This is a genomic window from [Pseudopropionibacterium] massiliense (genome assembly GCF_900607225.1).
Classification (GTDB): Bacteria; Actinomycetota; Actinomycetes; order Propionibacteriales; family Propionibacteriaceae; genus Arachnia; species Arachnia massiliensis.
The window spans coordinates 3,240,123-3,260,991 of record NZ_LR027842.1 but is presented as its reverse complement, the minus strand read 5'-3'; the positions used below and the strand labels follow the sequence as shown (position 1 = coordinate 3,260,991).

Below are 20,869 nucleotides of genomic sequence, written 5' to 3'. Positions count from 1 at the left end.
TCCCGATCAATCAGCGGTGTTCGGTGGGCACCCTGCTCAGTTCGGCGGCCAGGAGATGTTTGCACACCCCCCGTGATCCCGCATTGCCCTGCCACCATGGGCAGGTGCAGCTCGGTGGTGCGGTGCGGACCACGTAATCGCCGTGGTCACCCCGCACCCGGAAGGTCCCGGGGTGTCCCTCGAAGGGCCGCACCGCGCCGGTGGCGACGAGGCGTTTCGCGTGCCTCAGCCGCGGGTTGTCCCTGACGACCCGGTCGGTGTCGCTGGGCAGTTCCCGGTGGAAGTAGGCCTGTTCGTACAGGTCGAAACCCACCCTGCCGTCGCCGGCCAGCACCGCCAGGCCCTGCCCCACACGTTCCCCGCTCAACCCGGTCTCCGCGGTCAGCGAGGTGGCCTCGATGCGGGGTTCGAACGCCAGGCAAGCCGAGATCAGCGCGGAATCGTCGACGGCGGTGGGAGCGGCCAGTTTCGTCAGCAACGCGCCCTCGCCCGAGAAACCCCGGTAGTGCTCGGCGGTGAGGGTGAACGTCAGCCGCCCGTGGGGCAGCGAGAACTCCCACACCGACGCCGCCATGGGGGCCTGCGGCAGACCGTAGACCCGCATCCCGGTGATCTGGGGACTGAGGCGGCGAGCCGCCCGCAACCGGTTGAGGCCCTCCGCGTACACGGTGTCTCTCCCGGGGCGCAGCGCCGGTTTCACCCCCACCCGCGAGACGCTCCAGTGCCCCCGGCGGCCCGTCCCCGAGGGCAGCGCCGCCAGGAACTGCCGGGCCTGCACGGTCGGCGCCTCGCCGATCAGCTCCAGATCCCGCGTCAGCTCCTGCGACGACCCGAGCGCCTTCACCCAGCGATCCGGTAACTCCACCTTCTGCTCCACGTGCGTGGCATCGAGGATGGAGACCCGCAGCTCCTCGTTGCCGACGGCCAGGTGCATCAGTTCCGACGGCGAAACCTGCCCGAGGGCCTCCCGCAGCGGCTGGTTGATGTCGACGTTGGTGGTGCCGTGACGGATCTCGCCCCCGTCGAAGGCGGCCGCCAGGAGATCCAACCGCACCCCGACGGTGTTGCAGGCCGAGAACGCCTCGAACCGCATGCGGTCCCCGTTGGCGGTGCAGATCGGGTCCCGCATGCCCGAGGGCGCCGGCTGGAAGTACCGGGTGCGGGCCACGTCGGCCAGCACGAGCAGGCCACGGGCCAGCACGAGCGGCTGGGCGGCGAATCCCGAGAAGAACTCGGGCGCCTCGGTGAGGCCTCTGGGTGTGAGGGCAGGAGCCAGTTCCAGGGTCAGGCCGGTGTCATCGAGAACCGATGCCGAGGGGAACGATCTCATGTTGGAACCGTACCGGGGAACACCGGCAAATACTGAGGAAAAGCCAAACAAGTGGAGGGCGCGGATGTTGTTCATGCTCCGGGTGCACGTCCCGCGGTGGTGACGTTCATGCCGCCCCGGATGCCGGGAAGGTCCTGGTCTCCCGTGTGTTTGACATGCGTTGCGCGCATGTCAAACACACGGCTGGTCTCTGTGGTGGTCCACACGGGCGGTAACCTCACCGAGGATGCGGCGTACGCGATGCGACCCCTCGGATGGGTGCCCGTGGAAGTGGAGGAAAGTTCGTCGAGCGAAGCCTGATTCCCGAGATCGGGTTGACGATCTGCGTCCTTGCCGTTCAGGTGGTCGGTGTGCTCGTGCTGGGATGGCCGGCCGGCAACATACTTCTGCTGCTGTGGCTCGAGAACCTGCTGCTGACGCTCATGGCCATTCCCCGGATGGTGGTCTTCCGCCGTTTACCGGAAGGTGGCTGGGGTCAGTTCATCGGAACGGCTTTCGGGATGCTGTTCTTCTGCGCGGGCCACTTGGTGTTCTCCGCCCTCCTCGCCTTCATGTGGCGGGTCGAGATCACATGGGTGGCGCTCGGGGTGCCTGCCGTTCTGCTCGTGATCCGTTGACCAGACCACCATCCGCGGGACGAGCGTGGTGGTGTTCCTGGTCCTCAAGGCCGGTGCGGAGATCTACACAACCCTGCGGCCCTCGGGAAGAAACCCTGGTTGAGGGATCTGCGGGTGCCGGCGGGGTCGAAACCGGGTGGTGGGTTTCCCGGCGCGTGCGCTGGGGCTTGTTTGTCGGTGGAAGTCGCGGGTGTCAAAATGAGCCGTCACGTTCGGGCGCGGAGAGGAAGACCCATGGATCATGAGACCGCGCGGCGCGGAGTGCTGGACGCAATCCCGCTGCTGGCCTCGAAACGATCCGAGAAGAAGGTGATCACCGCGCTGTGGGAGAGGGGATACGACCGCGCGGCAGCCGAGCAACTGACCCTCCTGGTGCCCTCCGCGCTGGCCTGGCCGCTGTGCCGGCAGGCCGGGCTCAGGAACTTTCCCGACCATTTCGTCGTCGCCGACGACCGCGGCCGCGAGATCCGGGTTCCCGTTGCCGACCTGCACTACTTCACCGCCGCGCTGCGGCTGGGGGTCGACACCTTCGAGAACGGGTGGCTGGAGGAGGTGCCCCGCCGGGTCTACGAACGGGTGGTCAGGAGGAGCGCGGAACTGGACGCGGTCGGCAAAACCCTCGAACAGGGGGGCGATCTGTCGGGGAGCACGATGCAGGCGCTGATGATCTACGTCAAGGACGCCGAGGCCTTCGTCAGGGCCGACTCAGTCGGCTGAACCCCGTTCCATCAGGTCGGGAAGCCAGCGGCCGCATCTGTGTACTGTATGCGGGAGAACGGATCGGGGTCACCCGCGACGGGAAACTGGCTGCCGTGGCGGTCGGTGTCGAAGACCTCGAAGCCCTGGAGGCGTATGAGACGGATCAAGACATCGCTGCGTATCGCAGGTCCAAGGAGGAAGACGACGGTACGAGGATCTCTCTCGCCGAGTTTCGGGCTGAATTGCCATCGTGACCTATGAAATCGTGTGACCACCGGGCGCCGGGGATGTGGTCTCGGCCAGTTCGTCGCGGACCGTCATGAGGGCGAACCCCAGCAGGTTGAGGCCGTGCCACGAGTGCGGATCGGCGATGCGGTCGTCGTCGGCGGCCAGGCCGACCCCCCAGATGCGGTCCACGGGGCTCGCCTCCACCAGCACCCGTTCCCCCGTGCCGAGCAGGAACTCCCGCAGGTCGGGATGCTGGGAGAACTTGGCCCGGTTGCCCTCCACCACGAGATCGAAGCGGCGCTCGTCCCAGCGGTCCTGGTCGAAGCCGCGGACCTCGCGACCCAGCCTTTTCGCGCAGTCCGGGTGGGAGGCGGCGACGATGCGCTCCACGGCCCCGTCGTCACCGAAGAGCCGCGCCTTTCCCGCCATCATCCAGTGCTCGGCGGTGGCGTAGCGCACCCCGTCGACCTCGAAGGGTGAGGCCCACCACTGGCTGAGGCAGCTTCCCGAGAGGCTACCGTTCGCCGTGGGCCGGTGTCCCCAGAAGTACAGGTATGTCGTCTTCTGTTTCCTGGCCGTGCGGGCCAGCAACCAGTCCAGGTCGTACATGACCCCTCCAGTGACTGCTCTTTGCGGGATGACAAGCCCTGATCCTAGTGCTCGCGGAGCGATTCCCGGTTTTTGTCGGCGGCGTGTGGAAAGCTTGTTCCGTGACGATCCTGGAGCTCCCCTTCCCGAACATGGACCCCGTGGCGATCGCCATCGGGCCCGTGAGGATCCACTGGTACGCCATCATGTACCTGCTGGCGTTCGCCATGGCCTACGGGCTGATGCGGCTGAGGCTTCGCCACCAGCCCTTCGTGTCGATCACGAAACCGTCCCCATGGGTTCCCGCCGACATCGAGGACCTGCTGCTCTACGGCATCGCGGGCGTGATCCTGGGAGGGCGGCTCGGCTACGTGCTGTTCTACCAGCTCGGCTACTACGTGGGCCATCCGCTCGACGTCCTCAAGGTCTGGGACGGGGGCATGAGCTTCCACGGCGGTGCCATCGGCGTGATCCTGGGGATGGTGTTCTTCGCCCGGCGGCGCTCCCGCCCGTTCCTGCAGGTCGCCGACTTCCTCGTCCCTTCCGTTCCCATCGGGCTCGCGGCCGGGCGGATCGGGAACTTCATCAACGGGGAACTGTGGGGTCGCGCGGCCCCCGCGGACCTTCCCTGGGCGATGCGATTCCCCACCGGCGGCAACGTGCTGCGCCACCCGTCGCAGCTCTACCAGGCCCTCCTCGAAGGGGTGCTGCTGTTCGTGTTGCTGTGGTTCTACGCCCGCAAACCGCGGTTCCGCGGCCAGGTGGCCGCCGCCTTCCTGGTCGGCTACGGCTTCTTCCGGTTCATCGCGGAGTACTGGCGCGAACCCGACTCCCAGCTCGGGTTCCTGTCGCTCGGGTTGTCGATGGGACAGTGGCTGTCGGTGCCGATGATCCTCGCCGGCGCGGCCTTGTGGCTGTGGGCCCGGCGCGGTGGCGTCTCCGACGTGCAGGAATCCACCGACGAATCCGGGGAGGAAACCGCCGACGAGGATCCTGAGGAGAAGACGGGCGGGGACGCCGGCGAGAAATCCACCGGGGCTGTGGAAGAATCCCCGGAAACTGTGGACGAGGCGGGGGAAACTCCCGCCGAGGGGGACGAAACCCCAAGCCAGAGCTGAGATCCCCAACCACAGGTGGGTTTTCCACAGGGTTGTGAACACTGTGGAAACCATCGTTGAGGCTCGTTCACAGGATGCTCGCTGGCGCTCGCGGGTCGGCTCAACCGGCTTTGATGGGGGTGCTCGCGGGTCGGCTCAATCGGCCTTGGTCTCGATCACCAGGGCGCCCGGGCCGGTTACGGTGTGGCCCCCCGGGACGGGGCCGTATTCGCCCCACGCCACCAGGACCTCACCCTCGACGGGGATCTCCACCAGCCGGTCCCGGGCCCGGGTGGCGGCCACCGTGGTGGCGCCCCGTCGCATCAGGACCGTGTCCTCGTCCAGCACCTCCACCGACACCTCCGCCAGCGACCCCGAGGCCAGCTCCGGGCGGTCGCGTCGCAGCCGCAGCAGCTCCTGGTACCAGGCCAGCATCCTGGCGTGGTCGGGTTCGGTGATCTCGTCCCACTGCAGCGCCGCCGACCCGCGGGTCGCGGGCGACTGCGGGTCCGGGATCTCCGCGTCCCAGCCCATGCGCTCGAACTCGCGGGCGCGACCCTCGGTCACCAGCGGACCCAGTTCCGGGCCGAGGTGGCTGAAGAACGGGAACGGCGTGGAGGCGGCCCACTCCTCGCCCATGAAGATCAGCGGCGTGAACGGCGACAGCAGGTACAGCGCGGCCGCAGCGGCCTGGCAGCCGAGTGGGGTCGAGTGCGAGATCCGGTCGCCGACGGCCCGGTTGCCCACCTGGTCGTGGTTCTGCAGCGAGACCACGAACGAGTGCCCGTCGTACAGCCCCGAGGCGGGATCGACGGGAGCACCCCAGTCCTGGCCGCGGAACGTCGAGAACCCGCCCTCGTGGATGAACACCCGCGTGAGGGCCTGTTGCAGCACCTCGGCGGTGCCGAAGTCGATGTAGTAGCCGTCGCGTTCCCCCGTGAAGAAGGAGTGCAGCGCGTGGTGGACGTCATCGGCCCACTGCCCGTCCATGCCCAGCGCCCCCGGCACCGAGCCGACCGGTGAGACCGTGACGGGCTGGTTGCGATCCGACTCCGCGAACAGCGTGAACTCCCGGCCGGTCTCCCGCTCCCAGGCGTGCACCTCGCCGCTCAGCTCGGCCAGGTAGTGGCGCGGGGAGTCGTCCTGGAACTCGTGGACGGCGTCCAGCCGCAGCCCGTCCACCTGGTATTTCACCAGCCACTGCCGGCACGCACCCAGCAGGAAGTCGCGCACCTCGCTGCTGCCCGGCTGGTCCAGGTTGATGGCGTCCCCCCACGGGGTGTGGTGGGCACTGGTGAAGTACGGCCCGAACTGCGCCAGGTAGTTGCCCTCCGGGCCCTGGTGGTTGTGGACGACGTCCAGGATCACGCCGAGCCCGCGCGCATGGCAGGCGTCGATGAAGGCGACGAAACCCTCCGGCCCCCCGTAGGCCGCGTGCACCGCGTACTGGCCGACGCCGTCGTAACCCCAACCCTGCTCGCCGGGAAAATCCGCGACGGGCATCACCTCGACGGCCCGCACCCCGAGATCCACCAGGTGATCCAGGTGCGTGATGGCCGCCTCGAAGGTGCCCTCCGGGGTGAAGGTGCCGATGTGCAGCTCGTAGCCGACCGCGCCCCGCAGGTCCGCGCTGAACGTGGCGGGACGGTCGAACAGTGCCGGATCGACGATGCGGCTCGGCCCGTGCGGGCCGTCGGGTTGGCTGAGGCTCCGGGGGTCGGGGAGCAGCATCCCGCCGTCGATCCGGAACTGGTACAGCGTGCCGGGCGGCAGCGGTTCCGACCACCACCAGCCGCCGTCGCCGCGAGCCATGATCGTCTCGGTGCCATCGACGACGACCTCCACCGTGTCGGCGTCGGGGGCCCACACCTCGGGACGGGTGATGTCTCGCATGAATGCTCCTCGGATCAGGATTCGGGGTGTCTGCTGGCGCTCACACGCTGGTCGTGTCGAAATCATGGTGAGGGTGGTCGGGGACCTGGGGGCGGGTTCTGGCCACCGGGTGCCAGTGGTGGTTTCGACTCAGCCGTTCGCTGGCGCTCACGTGCTGGCTCAACCGGCTGCCTCTGCTGGCTTCGCATCAGTCGACCTGGTGGACGAGCAGGGCGACCGGCAGGCGGTCGAGGATGTCGGCCAGTGATGTGGAGCCTCCCGGGTACTCGCGCCCGGTCAGGACGTCGCGGAACCGCAGGCTGGGCAGCACCAGTTCGGCATCGCCCCAGCCCTCCTCGTTCAGTCCCGACTGCACCCGCGTGGCCACCGTGATGGCCACCGGGGTCTCCGAGTCCCGGTATCCGCGTTCGAACACCACCGCGTGGCCGGTGTTCAGCGACACCGACCGGTAGTCGGCGTCCGGGCCGCGGAACGCCTCCGGGTGGTCGCGGCGCAGCAGCAGCGCCCGCGACGTCACGAGGAGTTTCTCCGCGTCCAGGTCGGCGGGCGGGTTCATGCCCAGCGCCGTCAGCACCCCGGAGCGGCGGTAGTAGTCGACGGGGCGGCGGTTGTCCGGATCCACCAGCGACAGGTCCACCACCTCGCAGCCCTGGTACAGGTCCGGGACCCCGGGCATGGTGAGCTGGATCAGTTTCTGCCCCAGGATGTTGGCGCGCACCGACGGGAAGGTCAGCTCCGTGAACGCATCCAGTGCGGCCCCCACCTCCGGGGTGGTGAGGCATGCGGTCGCGAACTCGATGACGGCCGACTCGTAGTCCTCGTCGGGGGAGGTCCAGCTGGTGTGGAGTTTCGATTCCCGCATGGCCTTGGTCAGGTACCTCGTGAGGCGGTCGGCGGAGATCGCCTCGGCGCCCGCCGCCGTGCTGGGCAGTGTCCAGGTGGCCGCGAGGGTCTGCCACAGGAACAGTTCCGTGCCGCCGTCGAGCAGGGCGGGACGCAACTCGGAGGTGGCGGCCCGCAACTCACTGACGCAGTGCTCCCACTCGCGTGGGTACTCGGTGAGGACCGCCAGCCGGGCACGCACGTCCTCGCTGCGTTTCGTGTCGTGGGTGGACAGGGTTGTCATGCTGGTGGACCAGTCGGCGGCCAGGGTGCGGCAGAAACCGTGGAAGTCGTCCTGGTTGATGCCGATGATGTTCGGGTCGGAACCGACCTCGTTGACGCCGATGAACCGGTTCCACCGGTAGAAAGCCGTGTCCTCTTTCGACTTGGCCATCACCGGTCCGCAAGTCTGGGCGAAACGGACCATGAACTCGGCCCGCAGGTCCGACGGGTTGTGGGCGCGGCCCGGCAGCTGGTTGAGGATCTTCGACGGCGCGGGCAGCGTCACCGCGCCACCCATGTCGGTCTCCCCGGTTTCACCGAGGGCCAGCGCCACGACGAAGTCGAGGGCGTCCAGTTCGTCGATCGTTAGGTACTCCCTGGCCTTCGTCGCGGCCTCGACGATGATCTCCCGCTCCGATTCCGGGGTAGCCCTGCCCGGTTCGACGTAGGCGCGGTAGCGGCTGAACTGGTACAGCAGCTCGCGGATGGCGTGGTTGAGCTGGCGGCGGGTGTGGTCGCGCAGCCGGATGTCGCCGTCGCAGATGGCCATCGCGATGTTGACCAGGCGGTTCAACTCCGTGAACAACGACTCCTTGACGACGGTGCGCTTGGCGTTGAGCACGGTGGATGCGAACCCCTCGCCGGACCCGGACATGCGCTCCCACAGGTCGGTGAGCCTCGGAACGCTGCCGGGGACGTGGAACAGGCCCGCGACCCGCAGCAGCGAGTCGTAGCCGGTGGTTCCCGCGCACTCGAAATCGGCGGGGAGGACCTCGTCGTATTCGAGGATCTTCTCCGCCACCACCCAGCAGCCGCCCGTGGCGCGCTGCAGATCCGCGAGGTACTGGCGGGGATTGGCCAGGCCGTCGATGTGGTCGATGCGGAAACCGTCGATTAGCCCCTCGGCGTGGAGTTGGATCAGTTTGCGGTGGGTGGCCTCGAAGATGGCCGGGTCCTCGACGCGGATGGCCGCCAGGGTGTCGACGTCGAAGAAGCGGCGGTAATTCAACTCCTCGCTGCCGATCCGCCAGTAGGCCAGGCGGTACCACTGCCTTTCCAGCAGCTCGTCGAGGGGAAGGTCCTCGGTGCCGGGGCGGATGGGGAAGACCTGGTCGTAGTAGGCGACCACGGGCTGCTCCTCGCCGTTGATGACGTCCGTGGTGAAGCTGATGTGTTCCAACTCCCGGCCGATCCGGTTGCCGAGCACCGGCATCAGGATGGCCTGGGAGTCGGTCATGTCGAGATCGAACCATTCCGCGTATGCCGATTCGGGGCCGCGCCGCAGCACGTCCCACAGCGCGTGGTTGTGCCAGATCGGGGTGGGGACCGCCATGTGGTTGGGCACCACGTCGACGACGACGCCGATGCCCTGCTCGTGCGCGGCCTGCGACAGCCGCCGGAAGGCCTCCTCCCCACCGCACTCCTCGGAGATGCGGGAGTGATCCACGACGTCGTAGCCGTGGGTGGAGCCGGGGGAGGCCTGCAGAATCGGGGAGCAGAACAGGTGCGTGACGCCTAGGGAATGCAGGTAGGGCATCCACGCCGCGGCGTCGTCGAAGGTGAAACCGCCGTGCAGCTGCATCCGGTAGGTCGAGTTCGGTACGGTCCTGTTGGTCTCCACCCCTTCACTCTACGCAAGGCCTACGACACGGTACCGGCCCGCCGGGCTCTTCGGGTCCGGTCCGTGCCCGCGAGGAGGCGTGCAGGGCATCGTCGGCTGCCTTCAAGCGGTTGTCGTCCGGTCCGTGCCCGCGAGGAGGCGTGACCGTGGAGCCGGTTGAGCCGGGAGGCGGCGAATGGGCGGTCAGGTCCAGGCGGCCTATGAGGTCTTCCCCGGCTGACCTTTTGGCCCGTTGGTCGTCTACAGGTCGGCACGGTGCACCTGGCCCTGGTCAGGTTATTGGCGTCCAGCGTAGCGCCAGCTACCACCGGCGGAGATCTTGTCAAGTTTCTTGATGTTCATGTGGAGCAGCTCGCGGAGGCGTGCAGCGCTCCAGTTAGTTGATAGCGATGCTGAGGGTTAAGATCAAGTTTGTTTCTGGGTGGTTTTCGCATCGCTCGTCTGCTGCTGAGATGTATAGTTTTATTCTTTCTTTGCGTGCCCATCTGGTGGTTGCTGGCTTGGGGGTTGGTTTGGTTTCTGTCCAGTTTTCTTGCTCGGCGGTTGTCATGATTCTTTGTACTGCTTCTTCTGGGGGGAGTGTTGTTGTGAAGCAGCGGGTGATGGATGGTGGGGGTGGTTTCCAGGTTCCGTCCGCGGATTCTTCGGTGCCCAGGAATTCGATACCGTCCCAGGTTGCTGTGTAGAGGGGGTCTTGCCGGAGTCTGTTCTTTTGCAAGGCCTCGGCTGAGCATCCGGTGAGGAGGAGGCATGCGATCAGGATGAGGGTGACGGCGGTGGTTTTGGTTCGGTGGTGCATGGGTGTCCCCGAGGATTCGCGGGATTGAGGAACGGGGTCATTGTGTGGTGCCCGACCCGCGGTCGGGCACCACACAATGAGGATTTCAGCTACCGGTCTTGGGCAGTCCGGGGCGTAGCGGTGGGGTGGTGCTCCGGCTGGGTGGCTGGGTGGGTGTTGGTTGTTTGGTCGGGTTGGGAGGTGTCGGTGCCGTGGTCGGAGCCGGTGGAGGTTCCTGCGTCGGATGTTGAGTTGGTTCTCCGGTTGGGCTCTGTGTCCCCAGCGGTGGGTATGGTGCGGCCAGGTCGATTCTAGTGGGAGCCAGGGAGGGATTCCAGTCAGGGCCAGTGTCGGCCACCGATGAGGTTGGGATTACTGAACCGTGCGGAGTTGGAGGGATCACCATCAGGTTTGCCGTCAGTTATTGCGGGGTGGGTGGTGGCCTCGAAGACGCCGGGTTGGCGTTCTGTTGGGATTCGGGGTGTCGTCGCAGGCGTCGCCGATGCCGTCGCCGTCGTAGTCGGTTTGGCCGTAGTTGTAGACGGTGGGGCAGTTGTCGGTGTCGTCGGGGACACCGTCGCCGTCGATGCTGACATCGAGTTTGATGGTGGCCATGGAGGTGGCGCCGGTTGAATCAGTTATCCGTAGTCCTACCAGGCCGGAATATGCTTCATGCCAGGTGTATTCAAAGGTTGGGGAGCTGGATGAAACCTCGAAATCACCGTCTCCGTTGAGGTCCCACTCGTAGCCGGTGATGTCGCCGTTCTTCGAGTAGGAACCACGGGCGTCCAAGCTCAGAGGCGCGCCGATGGCGCGGTTGTAGGGGCCGTCGAGCCAGGCGAAGGGTTTGTTGTTGGCCTTCTCCACGGCGGCGGCGATCGCCTCGGGGGCTGTTTGGGGGTTGTTGACCTTCACGATCTGCCCGCCGGTGCGTTTGGCGAGGTCGGCGAGTTCCGGGGTTTCGAGCCAGCCGTTGGTGTCGAACGCGTAGACCTCCACCGGATCCAGCTCGTAGGACTTCTTCTCCACATCGGCTTTCGTGTAGCCGGTGCGTTGTTCAGGATCGACGGGAGGGGCGTCTGCTATCAGGACTGTTCTCTTCTGGGCTCCCGGTCGCCAGTCAAGTCTCGTGAATGCTTCCATCATGGCGGAGTACACTCCTTCCTCATTGTCGCCCCCTGGAGTGGGTATGATTTCGCCGAGGGTGGTCTGGATGGCAGAAGGGTCGGAAGTGAATTTCGATCTTACGACCGGCATGTCGCCTCCGTACCAGACCTGAAAACCGGAAACCGGGAAGCCTGAATAGGTGACCAGTGCAAAACGTGTGTTGCTGTTGTATTTGGTGAAGGAATCCATGGCGTCCTTCACTTTTTGTCGGGTGGCCTGTGGGTTGTCGAGCATCTCTCCTGAGGTATCAAGAATTATGGCCACGTCCACTGGGGCTTGTGACGTGTTTGCCTCGCGTGTGAAACTGGCCGGGTCCACGGTGTTGTTCAGGGCCTCGCTCATTTTCTGATGGCCGATCTTGTTCGGGTGATACCATTCCATGACGTCGGATGAGAAGGTGGCTTCGGTTTTCCCAGACTCTCCGAGGTGGCCCTCGGTTTCCCAGAACTCATTGAGCCACCGGTAATCATTCTTGAGCATGGTGCTGGGATGTGTTTCGTGCCCCTCGAAGTCGGAGCGGAGAGAAGAAACGTAGTGCACCGTGTGGCGGCTGCCGTTATTGTTCGCGTTCCAGTCATGAACCAACTGCTCCTGAACTGCGGTCAGTTTATTCACAAGTTCGCGAACCCTATTGGCCGTGGGGTAACTGTAGAATTCGTTGCACCTCCCTGATGCTGAAGAATCCCATTCGATGCATTCAGACAGCAGGAAATTCTGGTGCTCGATACTGAGATGTGGGTATCCCATGAGGACAATCTGAGCATGCTTGTCCGGCAGGCGGGCCTCTAGTCGGTTCAGGACGCTCTCGGTGTTTGCTCTCAGCTCCCCACTCTGAACAAAAGCCTCGGCAGCCTCCACACTCTCTTTGCATTTCTCCGGGCTCTGGGTGAAGAGCACGAAGCAATTTATTGCAATATTCCCGAAGGAATTCTTGTCATTTCCGCCCATGCTGAGCATGACCAGATCGCTGTCGATAGGAATGTTGTCTATTTGACCTGATTTGATCGCATCGGTTGTTGCTCCGGAGAAGGCCAGATTGTGGAAGACCGTGGCGATGCCTCTGTCCCGCAGCGAGTTGACGTAGTGATGAGCCCAGTTGTTCCGGCTCCGGTAAGTTTTTTCGGGGCCTTTGTCGTAGTAGTCGCCTGCGCCATTCCCTGCCGAGAAGGAATCCCCCAGCAGGGTCACCACAGCAACCTTTCCATCGTTGGCTGGTGGATCCGCGCTGACCGGGTGCGCACTCATGAAGTTGACACACAAAGCGAGTGCCATGGCCAGCAGTAAGATTTTCTTCTTGGTGGTTGTTTTCTTCACGATTTTCTCCTGACTTACCCGAATGTGAGGGTTAGGGTGAAGTTTGCGGTCGGGTATTGTTCGCATCTGGCAAGTGCTGTTGACAGAATAATCTTCATCCCTCCCTCTGAGGTGTCTTTGCTTGTGATCCGGACTTTAGGGCCATTGGCGTATCCCCTTCTCCAGCCATTGCGTTTGGCAGTTGTGAGTATGCGGTCGAATGCTTCTTCAAGGGGAAGGTCTGTTGCGAAGCAACGGGTCATCGATGTGGGGGGTGGTTTGGGGCCGTCGTCCTCGCTTTCCTTGAAGCCCAGGAATTCGATGCCATCCCAGGTGGCAGAGGCCATGGGGTCCCTGCGTATGAGGTCGCGCTGCCTGGCGCGTGCTGAGCAGCCGCTCAGGAGCAGGCAGGCACACAGGATCAAGGTAGTGGCCGTCGCCGTGGCTCGGTGGTGCATCATTGCCTCCCGGGTGTGGTGATGCTGACACTACCTGGGAGGACCCTCCGGGTGGAGGAGTTCGGGAAAAATTTCTCCCGAGAGCGGGGATGGGGTTTCGACTCGGGTCGCTCGTTCCTCGTGCTCCGGCTCAACCGGTTTCGGGAAGGGGTGCGATCGGCTTTCAGCCCTGTGACTGCTGGTCCTTCCACCAGTTCAGCAGCAGGTCGCGGGCCTCGTCCTCGGGGAGGGGGCCGTGGTCCATGCGGTGGTTCAGGAGGAACTTGTACGCCTTCCCGACATCCGGGCCCGGTTTGATGCCCAGGATCTCCATGATCTGCGCTCCGTCGAGGTCCGGGCGGATGGCCTTGATCTCCTCCTGCGCGGCCAGCTCGTCGATGCGCCACTCCAGTTCCTCGTAGTTGCGGCGCAGCCGGGTGGCCTTGTTGCGGTTGCGGGTGGTGCAGTCGGCACGGGTGAGGATGTGGAGGCGTTCCAGTTCGTCGCCGGCGTCACGCACGTAACGGCGCACCGCCGAGTCGCTCCAGGAGGCATCACCGTAGCCGTGGAACCGCAGGTGCAACTCCACGAGCTTCGCCACCGACTTCACCGTCGCCGTCGGGTACTTCAATGCTTTGAGGCGCTTGGTCACCAACTTCGCGCCCACCACATCGTGGTGGTGGAAGGTCACCTTCGAACCCTCGAAACGACGGGTGGCGGGTTTGCCGATGTCGTGCAGCAGGGCGGCCAGCCGGTTGACGATGTCGGGTTGGTGGCCGCGGGCCTTCTCCAGGTCGATGGCCTGCTCCAGCACGGTCAGCGAGTGCGCGTAGACGTCCTTGTGGCGCATGTGTTCATCGCGTTCCAGGCGCAGCGCCGGCAGCTCCGGCAGGAAATGCCCGGCCAGGCCGGTGCGCACCAGGAGATCCAGGCCTTCGCGGGGGGAATCGGTGAGCAACAGCCCCGTCAACTCGGCCTGAACACGTTCCGCGGAGACGATGGTGATGCGCTCGGCCATCTCCCTCATCGCCTCCTGGACCTCCGGCGCCACCCGGAAACCCAGCCTTGACGCGAACCGCGCGGCCCGCATCATGCGCAACGGATCGTCGCCAAAGGACACCTCCGCCGGGGCGGGGGTGCGCAGCACGCCGTCGGCGAGGTCACGCAACCCACCCCACGGGTCGACGAACTCACCCGCCACGACGTCCACGGCCATGGCGTTGACGGTGAAGTCACGGCGGACGAGGTCCTCCTCGATCCGTTCCCCGAAGGCGACCACCGGTTTGCGGGAACCGGGCTCGTAGGCGTCGGCGCGGAAAGTGGTGACCTCGAGCTGCCACTCCTTGCCGCCCTCCTTCTTCATGGCGCCGATGGTCCCGAAGTCACGGCCGATGTCCCAGGTGGCGGGGGTGAAGTCGCGGAGGATGGCGTGGGTCTCGTCGGGGCGCGCCGAGGTGGTGAAATCCAGGTCGTGCCCGAGCCTGCCCAGCATCGCGTCGCGCACCGAACCGCCGACGAGGTACAGCTGGTGCCCCGTCGCGTCGAAACGGGAACCGAGGTCGCCTATCACCTGCGAGATGCGGAGCAGCTCAGAGACGGCGTTGCGCTGGGCTTGGGTGAGGTCTGGCACGGGCGAAAAGTCTACGCGGAACCCCCGGGGTCGTGTGCGCGATGGGGCAGCGGCGATCCCGGTGGGGGCGAGGCGGCGCTTCCCCGACGACATGTCCGGGAAACCCCTTGCCACAGGCCGTGCAGGATCCATGGTCGACCCTGTTCTGTTGACCCGGCGGGACGGTAGGGTGACGACGAAAGTTAACTATTGCATTAGCAAATAGCTGGTGTGGTGACCGAGGAACGTGGAGAACCGCATGGATGGTATGAACATCGTTGCAGGCGACCTCGAGAGTCTGGCGCAGTCGTCGGCCAGTGTGGCCGAGGACATCGTTGCGAAGAAGGTGGAAGCCGCTTTTGGGGATGCCTCTTCTGCGATGCCTGGATCCGAGTCGTCAAAGCTGATTTCCGAGACGGGCGACACAGTTGACAAGCGGATCAGGGATCTCTCTGAGAGGTATACGGACTTCACTGAGAAGGTCAAGGCGAGTCTGCATGAATATCAGCAGAACGAGGGGTCCATCCAGGGTGCCATGAACTCCGTGGGGAGTTCGTCCGCCGGCATGGGCGGAGTTGGTGCGGCTGCCTCTGCCGGTGCTGCCGCCGCCGGTGCCGCCGCTGGAAAGATCGCGAACAGAATGGGCGGCGGTGCTGACAAAGCTGGCGATGGTGTGGTGGAACCTGAGGCCAGCCTTGGCGGTCATTCCTACGGGAAGATCACCGGGGGATCGTCCCTGGGCGGTCATTCCTACGGCACCGTGGGAGAGGGGTCGGCCGAGGGGTTCCTCGGGTACGGGTCGCCCGGGACCGAGCGGCAGGACGCGCATTCCTATGGGAGTGCGGGGGAAACTTCCGCCGATGGGGACCTCGGGTACGGGTCGCCCGGGACCGAGCGGCAGGACGCGCATTCCTATGGGAGTGCGGGGGAAACTCCCGCCGATGGGTACCTCGGGTACGGGTCACCCGGGAGTGGCGATTCCGGGCTCCTCGGTGGTTCGGACGGTCCGGTCGTCGAACCGATTCCCACGAGCCCGGGGGACTACTCCATCGATCCGATTCCCAAGGCTGATACTTCGGGGCCGACCATTGAGAACCTCAGCGCAACGAGTGAAGGGATGGCGTGAGCATGGCAATCACCTGGGGTGACATCCAGAACTGGAAGCACGGTAATTTGAGCACGGCCATGCAGGATCTCGCGACCCTGCGCAAAGGACTGGCGGAGGGCAAGTCCGCTGCCTCGAAGGCCAAGGGGCAGATCCAGTCGACGGGGGCCTCTGCCGACGCGGCGAAGGCATCCTTGCAGAAGCTGGTCGAAGAGCTCGGTGAACGTGTGGATGATGCCTCCGAGCTGGGGTTGGCCACCTCCGAGGCCTCGGATGGCGTCTGGGACGTGGAGACGAAGGTTCACGAGTGCACCTCGTTCGTGGCGCAGTACCCCTACCTGAGCATCGACGACGACGGGGGCGTTCACTGGGACATGGATCTCGTCCCCAGCAGTCCGGGCGAATTTCTGAACACCGTCTCGCCCGTGAATTTCTCCGAAGCCGCGAAGTCAACGAGTACTACCGAACGAGTGATCAACTCGCTCAACCCGCTGGCAATTGCCAGTCCCGGATTGGCCATGGGGAAAGCGCTGTTCGATGCCAGCCCTGCCGGCCTCGTCATGGACAACGTTGAGCGGAAGCAGAAGGCGGAGGAGCTGAAGAAGCTCATCGATGCGGCGGTCAACCGGGCCGCTGAGGTCGACGAGGCCTACGTCAACCGGCTGGTCGGTGTGCGCGACGGTACCTACGACCACTCGAAGCTGAAAGGAAAAGCGCCCCGGTTGAACGTGCCGGGGCTGGGGAGCCTGCCGATTCCCGGCCAGGAGGACAAGCCTTGGCCGCCTGAGGGCGTGGACAGCCCCACAGAGGTCAGCAACTGGTGGAACTCCCTGACCGAGGAGGAGCGTCGGGAGTTCATGGATAAGAACCCTGACGCCATCAGGAACCTCGACGGCATGCCTGGGAAGGTTCGCGATGAGTTGAACAGAAAGGCTCTTCCGGGGGAAATCGAAAAGGCCGAGCAAGAGATGAAAAATGCTCCCGCTGACAGTGAAGAGGCCAAGGAAGCCAAGCGCAGGTACGATGATTTGACAAAGATCAAAGAAATCACGGATAAGCCGGACCCCACGGGAAAGCCCTACCAGCTGCTGGGCCTCGACGCATCCGGCGATGGGGACGTCCGGGCGATCGTCGCAAGTGGGGACGTCGACACGGCCAAGAACGTCGGCACCGTGGTTCCCGGGATCAGCACCACGGCGCGCGACAGCATGGGCGGCCTGGTGAATGAGGCCAACACGCTCCGCAAGGCCTCCGGTACCGATCACACCGCGACCGTGGCGTATCTCGGCTACGACGCGCCGCCCGCCGCCGAGCCTTTCAAGGAGCAGAACGGCAGCCTCACCGACATCGTCAGCTCGGAGACCGCCAACAAGGCGGCACCTGACCTCAACAGGTTCAACGAGGGCATCCAGACCTGGCAGGAAACCCAGGGAAGGGATCCGCGGATCACCAACCACGGCCACTCCTACGGTTCCCTCTTGACGGGCACCGCCGCGCGTGACGCGAAGATCGGCCTTCTCGACGCCGTCGAGCTGCATGGCTCCCCGGGCGGTGGAGTCAATGATGTGCACGAGTACAACGTTCCTGACGGTCAGGTGTACGCCTCGGCCAACAAAGAGGACAAGGTTTCTGGTCTCGGTCTTGACGGGTCTTTCGGGAAGGATCCGAACACGCTCGACGGCGTCAATCAGATCGCGTCCAACGACGGCGGGCACAGCGACTACTGGAACAATCCGGAGTTCGCCGAGGACAACGCCCAGATCCTCAACGGCGAAGATCCGTCCGTCGACCGTGCCGACAACAAGGCGGAAGCCGCGTCGAAGGGGCACTGACAGCCCGTCGGTGACGCGCCGCGTAACAGCTGGTGCGGGGTGATCCGCGGTACGACCATCGGTTGTGCCGCGGATCCCTCGCGTTCGCAACAATAACAGCACACCCCCCTTTCGGAAATGGGTGGGTGTGGGTTACGCTCATCGCTCGTGCCCGAGGCGTCTGAGAGGTGAGCATGAGCACGGAATCGACACAGGCGGGGGTCAAGGGCGAACGCTCCGGTCCGGAGGCCGGACGGATGCAGGGCCACTGGCTCCTGGCGAAGCTCGGCAAACGCATCCTCAGACCCGGCGGGCGCGCCCTCACCGCGAAGCTGCTGGAACAGGCGAAACCCACCGGCGACGACGACATCGTGGAACTCGGCCCCGGCGTCGGCGCCACCGCCGAGGTGTTGCTGCGCGCCAACCCGAGGTCCTATCGGGGCGTCGACCCCAACCCGGAGGGACGCGACGCCGTCAAGAACATCCTCGGGAAACACCCCCGGGCCGACTACGTCGTCGCCGATGCCCGCGAGACGGGACTCGACGACGGCTGCGCCGACCTCGTCGTCGGCGAGGCGATGCTCACCATCCAGGACGACGCGGGCAAGAACGCGATCGTCGCGGAGGCCGCGCGCCTGCTGCGCCCCGGGGGTCGCTACGCCATCCACGAGATGGCCTGGCTGCCCGACCACACCGACGAGGAACGCGAAACCGCCCGCCGGGAACTCTCCCGCGTCATCAAGGTCGGTGCCCGCCCCCTGACCCTGGAGGGCTGGACGGAACTGCTCGCATCCCACGGGCTGATCGCCGAATGGCACGACCGCGCACCCCTCCACCTCCTCGAACCCCGGCGCATCGTCTCCGACGAGGGCCTGTGGGGTGCGCTGCGGTTCTGGAACAACGCCCGCCGGCTCCCCGGCGCCCGCGACCGGCTCAAGGCGATGCGGCAGGGATTCCAGCTCCAGGGACGGCTGATGGGCGGAATCGCCGTCCTCGCCCGCAAACCCGGCGCGGCGGGCACCCGATGACCACCGACCTCATCCTCGACGACGTCACCCTCGTGCGCGGCGGCAACACCCTCGTCGACGGCCTCGACGTGGTGGTCGCGCCCGGGCAGACCCTCGCCGTCACGGGGGCCTCCGGGGCGGGCAAGACCACGCTGCTGAAGGCCATCTCGGGTCTCAGCCCCTGCGACCGCGGGTCGGTGACGCGCCCCGAGGGGCGGCTTGCGCAGGTGTTCCAGGAACCCCGGCTGCTGCCCTGGTACAACGCCCACCGCAACGTCGCCCTGGTCGTCGGCGGCGAAACCCCCGACCTGATCGCCCAGCAGTGGCTGGCCCGCGTCGACCTCCAGCAGGCCACCCACCTGTACCCCCGGCAGCTGTCGGGCGGCATGCGGCAGCGGGTCGCGATCGCGCGGGCCCTGGCCACCAGCCCCACCCTGCTGCTCGTCGACGAACCCTTCTCCGCGCTCGACAAACCCCTCGCCACGGCCCTGCGCGCCGACCTCGTGCAGCTGCTCGCGGAACAGGAGGTCGTGACGGTGTGGGTCACCCACGACCCAAAGGAGGCCGACGACGTCTCCCACCTGCACCTGCACCTCGACGGGCCGCCCGGAACCTGGCGGCTCACCACCGATCCCGACGAAACCGAAGAACCCACCCCTGACGAGGAGACATCATGAAGCGTCGATCCCTGTTCACCCTCACCGGACTCGGCCTGCTCGGCACCGCGGGCCTGGCCGCCTGCTCCGGCGGCCAGCCGGCGGGGGAGGGCTCAACGTCCGCCTCGAAACTGGAAACCCTGCGCGTCCACGTCCCCACCACCCTCGCGTTCATGGCCCCCATGGCCTCCTTCGGGACGCTCGGCAAACTCGACGGCCTCGTCGGGAGGACCGACGTGCAGAACTGGGCCACCGTCGACGTGATGAGGTCGCTGATCGTCGGCGGCGAGACCGACCTGGTGGCCACCCCGTCCTACGCCTCGGCGAACCTGTTCAACAAGGGCCTGCCCGTCCGGCTGGTCGCGATCACCGTGTGGGGGATGCTCTACATCCTCGGCCCGGAGGGGTCCTCGGCGCAGGGCATCGAGGGGTTGAAGGGCAAGAAAGTGGGCGTCCCGCTGCCCAACAACATGCCCGACCTGGTCTTCCGCTACCTGATGACCCAGAAGGGCATCCCCCTCGAAGGCGGGGCCGACGGCATCGAGATCGCCCCCTACGACCAGGCCCCGGAGCTCGTGAAGGCCCTGATGGCCGGGCAGGTGGAGTACGCGGTGCTGCCCGAACACGTCGCCACCGTGGCCCAGAACCAGGCCAAACAGGCCGGGAAGAACCTGGACCGCACCGTCAACCTGCAGGAGGCGTGGGCCGAGGTCACCGGCGGCCAGGGGCGCTTCCCGATGGCCGGTGTGGTGATGCCCCAGAAACTCGCCGACTCCAACCAGGCGCTCGTCGCCGGTGTGCTCAACGAACTGGAGGAGGCGGTCACCAAGGTCAACGCCCTCGACGAGACGGCCGTGGCGGCGATCACCGCGAAGACCGAGGTGCCGGAGGCCGTCGTCAAGAACGTGATCCCGCGGCTCCAGCTGGAGATGGTCCCGGCGCAGAAGGCCAAGGCCGAGCTGGAGGACTTCTACACGCGCCTGACCACCCTCAGCCCCGACATCGTCGGGGGCAAGATGCCCGCCGACGACTTCTACCTGGCCGATCCCAGGTGAACCCAGCCGAGAACGAGGCGCCGCGCTGGCGGGTCGTGCTGCTGTGGTGGGTGGGGCTCGCCCTGGTGCTGCTGGCCTGGGAGGTCGCCTCGCGGAGCCAGCCCAGCTACGTCCTCCCCGGGCCCGGCGCCACCTGGGAGGCACTGCTGGGGCTGATCCGCGACGAGGAACTCGGCACCGGCGTGCTGCTCACCCTCCAGCGGGCGTTGGGCGGGTTGGGGATCGCCTGCCTGATCGGGCTGCCCTGGGGCTGGGCGGCCGGCACCTGGCGGCCCGTCGAGGAACTGACCGCGTCCTGGACGCAGCTGCTGATGGCCATCCCACCGATCGTGATCGTCGTGGTCGGGATGCTGTGGCTGGGACCCAGCCCGTCGGTGGTGCTGCTGGTGGTCGCGCTGGTGACGATGCCGCTGCTCGTCACCAGCCTGCGTGACGCCGTCACCAACGTCGACCCCGACCTGCTGGAGATGGCCAGGCTGTTCCGCTTCGGCCTGTGGGGCACGGTGCGGCGGGTGATCATCCCGGCCGTGGTGCCGCCGGTGCTGTCGGCCGTGACCGTCGCGGTGGGGCAGTCGATCCGGTTGACGGTGATGGCCGAGCTGCTCAGCACCACCACCGGCATGGGCGCGGAGGTGCAGCAGGCCCGCACCAACCTGGAGACCGCCGACGTGTTCGCCCTGTCGGCGGTGATGGCGGTCCTCACCCTGGGGCTGGAGCTGCTGTTCCTGCGTCCCCTGAGGAAACGCCTGAACCGGTACCGGTGACCCGGTACCG

The 20,869-nt window shown here is 65.9% G+C and carries 16 protein-coding genes; 9 read left to right on the top strand and 7 right to left on the bottom strand.

Features of this window, described 5'->3' with window-relative positions:
* Positions 1-10 precede the first annotated feature (10 nt).
* A complete protein-coding gene (locus E0E39_RS14555) occupies positions 11-1,330 on the bottom strand; it encodes an SWIM zinc finger family protein (protein ID WP_130875401.1) in 1,320 nt (439 codons plus the stop codon).
* Positions 1,331-1,584: 254 nt separating this feature from the next.
* Between E0E39_RS14555 and E0E39_RS14550 the strand changes: the two genes are divergently transcribed.
* Positions 1,585-1,947: a DUF6498-containing protein gene (locus tag E0E39_RS14550; protein ID WP_130875400.1), complete on the top strand. Its 363-nt coding sequence runs from the start codon at positions 1,585-1,587 to the stop codon at positions 1,945-1,947.
* Between the two features lie 234 nt (positions 1,948-2,181).
* Entirely contained in the window at positions 2,182-2,664 is a 483-nt protein-coding gene (locus E0E39_RS14545; RefSeq protein ID WP_130875399.1) for a hypothetical protein, read from the top strand.
* An 11-nt stretch (positions 2,665-2,675) separates the two neighbouring features.
* On the opposite strand, the gene E0E39_RS15910 is transcribed toward E0E39_RS14545, so the two are convergent.
* Positions 2,676-2,813 (bottom strand): hypothetical protein, encoded by a 138-nt coding sequence (locus tag E0E39_RS15910; RefSeq protein WP_165444827.1) that lies wholly within the window; start codon positions 2,811-2,813, stop codon positions 2,676-2,678.
* Between the two features lie 88 nt (positions 2,814-2,901).
* Entirely contained in the window at positions 2,902-3,483 is a 582-nt protein-coding gene (locus tag E0E39_RS14535) for a riboflavin biosynthesis intermediates N-glycosidase (RefSeq protein WP_130875398.1), read from the bottom strand.
* Positions 3,484-3,584: 101 nt separating this feature from the next.
* On the opposite strand from E0E39_RS14535, the gene lgt reads away from it, so the two are divergent.
* Positions 3,585-4,580 (top strand): prolipoprotein diacylglyceryl transferase, encoded by a 996-nt coding sequence (lgt, locus tag E0E39_RS14530; RefSeq protein WP_211198850.1) that lies wholly within the window; start codon positions 3,585-3,587, stop codon positions 4,578-4,580.
* A gap of 135 nt (positions 4,581-4,715) precedes the next feature.
* Here the strand turns inward: lgt and treZ are convergent, their stop codons facing one another.
* The 4 genes from treZ to E0E39_RS14510 form a co-directional block, all read right to left on the bottom strand.
* Positions 4,716-6,452, bottom strand: a complete 1,737-nt coding sequence (gene treZ, locus E0E39_RS14525; RefSeq protein ID WP_130875397.1) for a malto-oligosyltrehalose trehalohydrolase — start codon at positions 6,450-6,452, stop codon at positions 4,716-4,718.
* 187 nt (positions 6,453-6,639) lie between these two features.
* Positions 6,640-9,177 (bottom strand): malto-oligosyltrehalose synthase, encoded by a 2,538-nt coding sequence (gene treY, locus E0E39_RS14520; RefSeq protein ID WP_130875396.1) that lies wholly within the window; start codon positions 9,175-9,177, stop codon positions 6,640-6,642.
* Positions 9,178-10,372: 1,195 nt separating this feature from the next.
* Positions 10,373-12,436 (bottom strand): GDSL-type esterase/lipase family protein, encoded by a 2,064-nt coding sequence (locus E0E39_RS14515; RefSeq protein WP_165444826.1) that lies wholly within the window; start codon positions 12,434-12,436, stop codon positions 10,373-10,375.
* 600 nt (positions 12,437-13,036) lie between these two features.
* Positions 13,037-14,575 carry a CCA tRNA nucleotidyltransferase gene (locus E0E39_RS14510; protein WP_425470694.1) on the bottom strand — a complete coding sequence of 513 codons (1,539 nt, stop codon included), beginning with the start codon at positions 14,573-14,575 and terminating at the stop codon, positions 13,037-13,039.
* A 145-nt stretch (positions 14,576-14,720) separates the two neighbouring features.
* Here E0E39_RS14510 and E0E39_RS14505 point away from each other — a divergent pair, with 145 nt between their 5' ends.
* From E0E39_RS14505 to E0E39_RS14480, 6 genes are all read left to right on the top strand, one after another.
* Complete coding sequence (locus E0E39_RS14505) at positions 14,721-15,587, top strand: methyl-accepting chemotaxis domain-containing protein (protein ID WP_130875393.1); 867 nt, start codon at positions 14,721-14,723, stop codon at positions 15,585-15,587.
* A gap of 2 nt (positions 15,588-15,589) precedes the next feature.
* Complete coding sequence (locus tag E0E39_RS14500; protein ID WP_130875392.1) at positions 15,590-17,398, top strand: alpha/beta hydrolase; 1,809 nt, start codon at positions 15,590-15,592, stop codon at positions 17,396-17,398.
* A gap of 173 nt (positions 17,399-17,571) precedes the next feature.
* Positions 17,572-18,405, top strand: a complete 834-nt coding sequence (locus E0E39_RS14495) for a class I SAM-dependent methyltransferase (protein ID WP_130875391.1) — start codon at positions 17,572-17,574, stop codon at positions 18,403-18,405.
* A complete protein-coding gene (locus E0E39_RS14490; RefSeq protein WP_130875390.1) occupies positions 18,402-19,061 on the top strand; it encodes an ATP-binding cassette domain-containing protein in 660 nt (219 codons plus the stop codon). The genes E0E39_RS14495 and E0E39_RS14490 overlap by 4 nt, the downstream gene beginning before the upstream one ends.
* Positions 19,058-20,095, top strand: a complete 1,038-nt coding sequence (locus E0E39_RS14485; protein ID WP_130875389.1) for an ABC transporter substrate-binding protein — start codon at positions 19,058-19,060, stop codon at positions 20,093-20,095. Before E0E39_RS14490 ends, E0E39_RS14485 begins: the two co-directional genes overlap by 4 nt.
* Positions 20,092-20,859: an ABC transporter permease gene (locus E0E39_RS14480; protein WP_130875388.1), complete on the top strand. Its 768-nt coding sequence runs from the start codon at positions 20,092-20,094 to the stop codon at positions 20,857-20,859. Before E0E39_RS14485 ends, E0E39_RS14480 begins: the two co-directional genes overlap by 4 nt.
* The last annotated feature ends 10 nt before the right edge of the window (positions 20,860-20,869 follow it).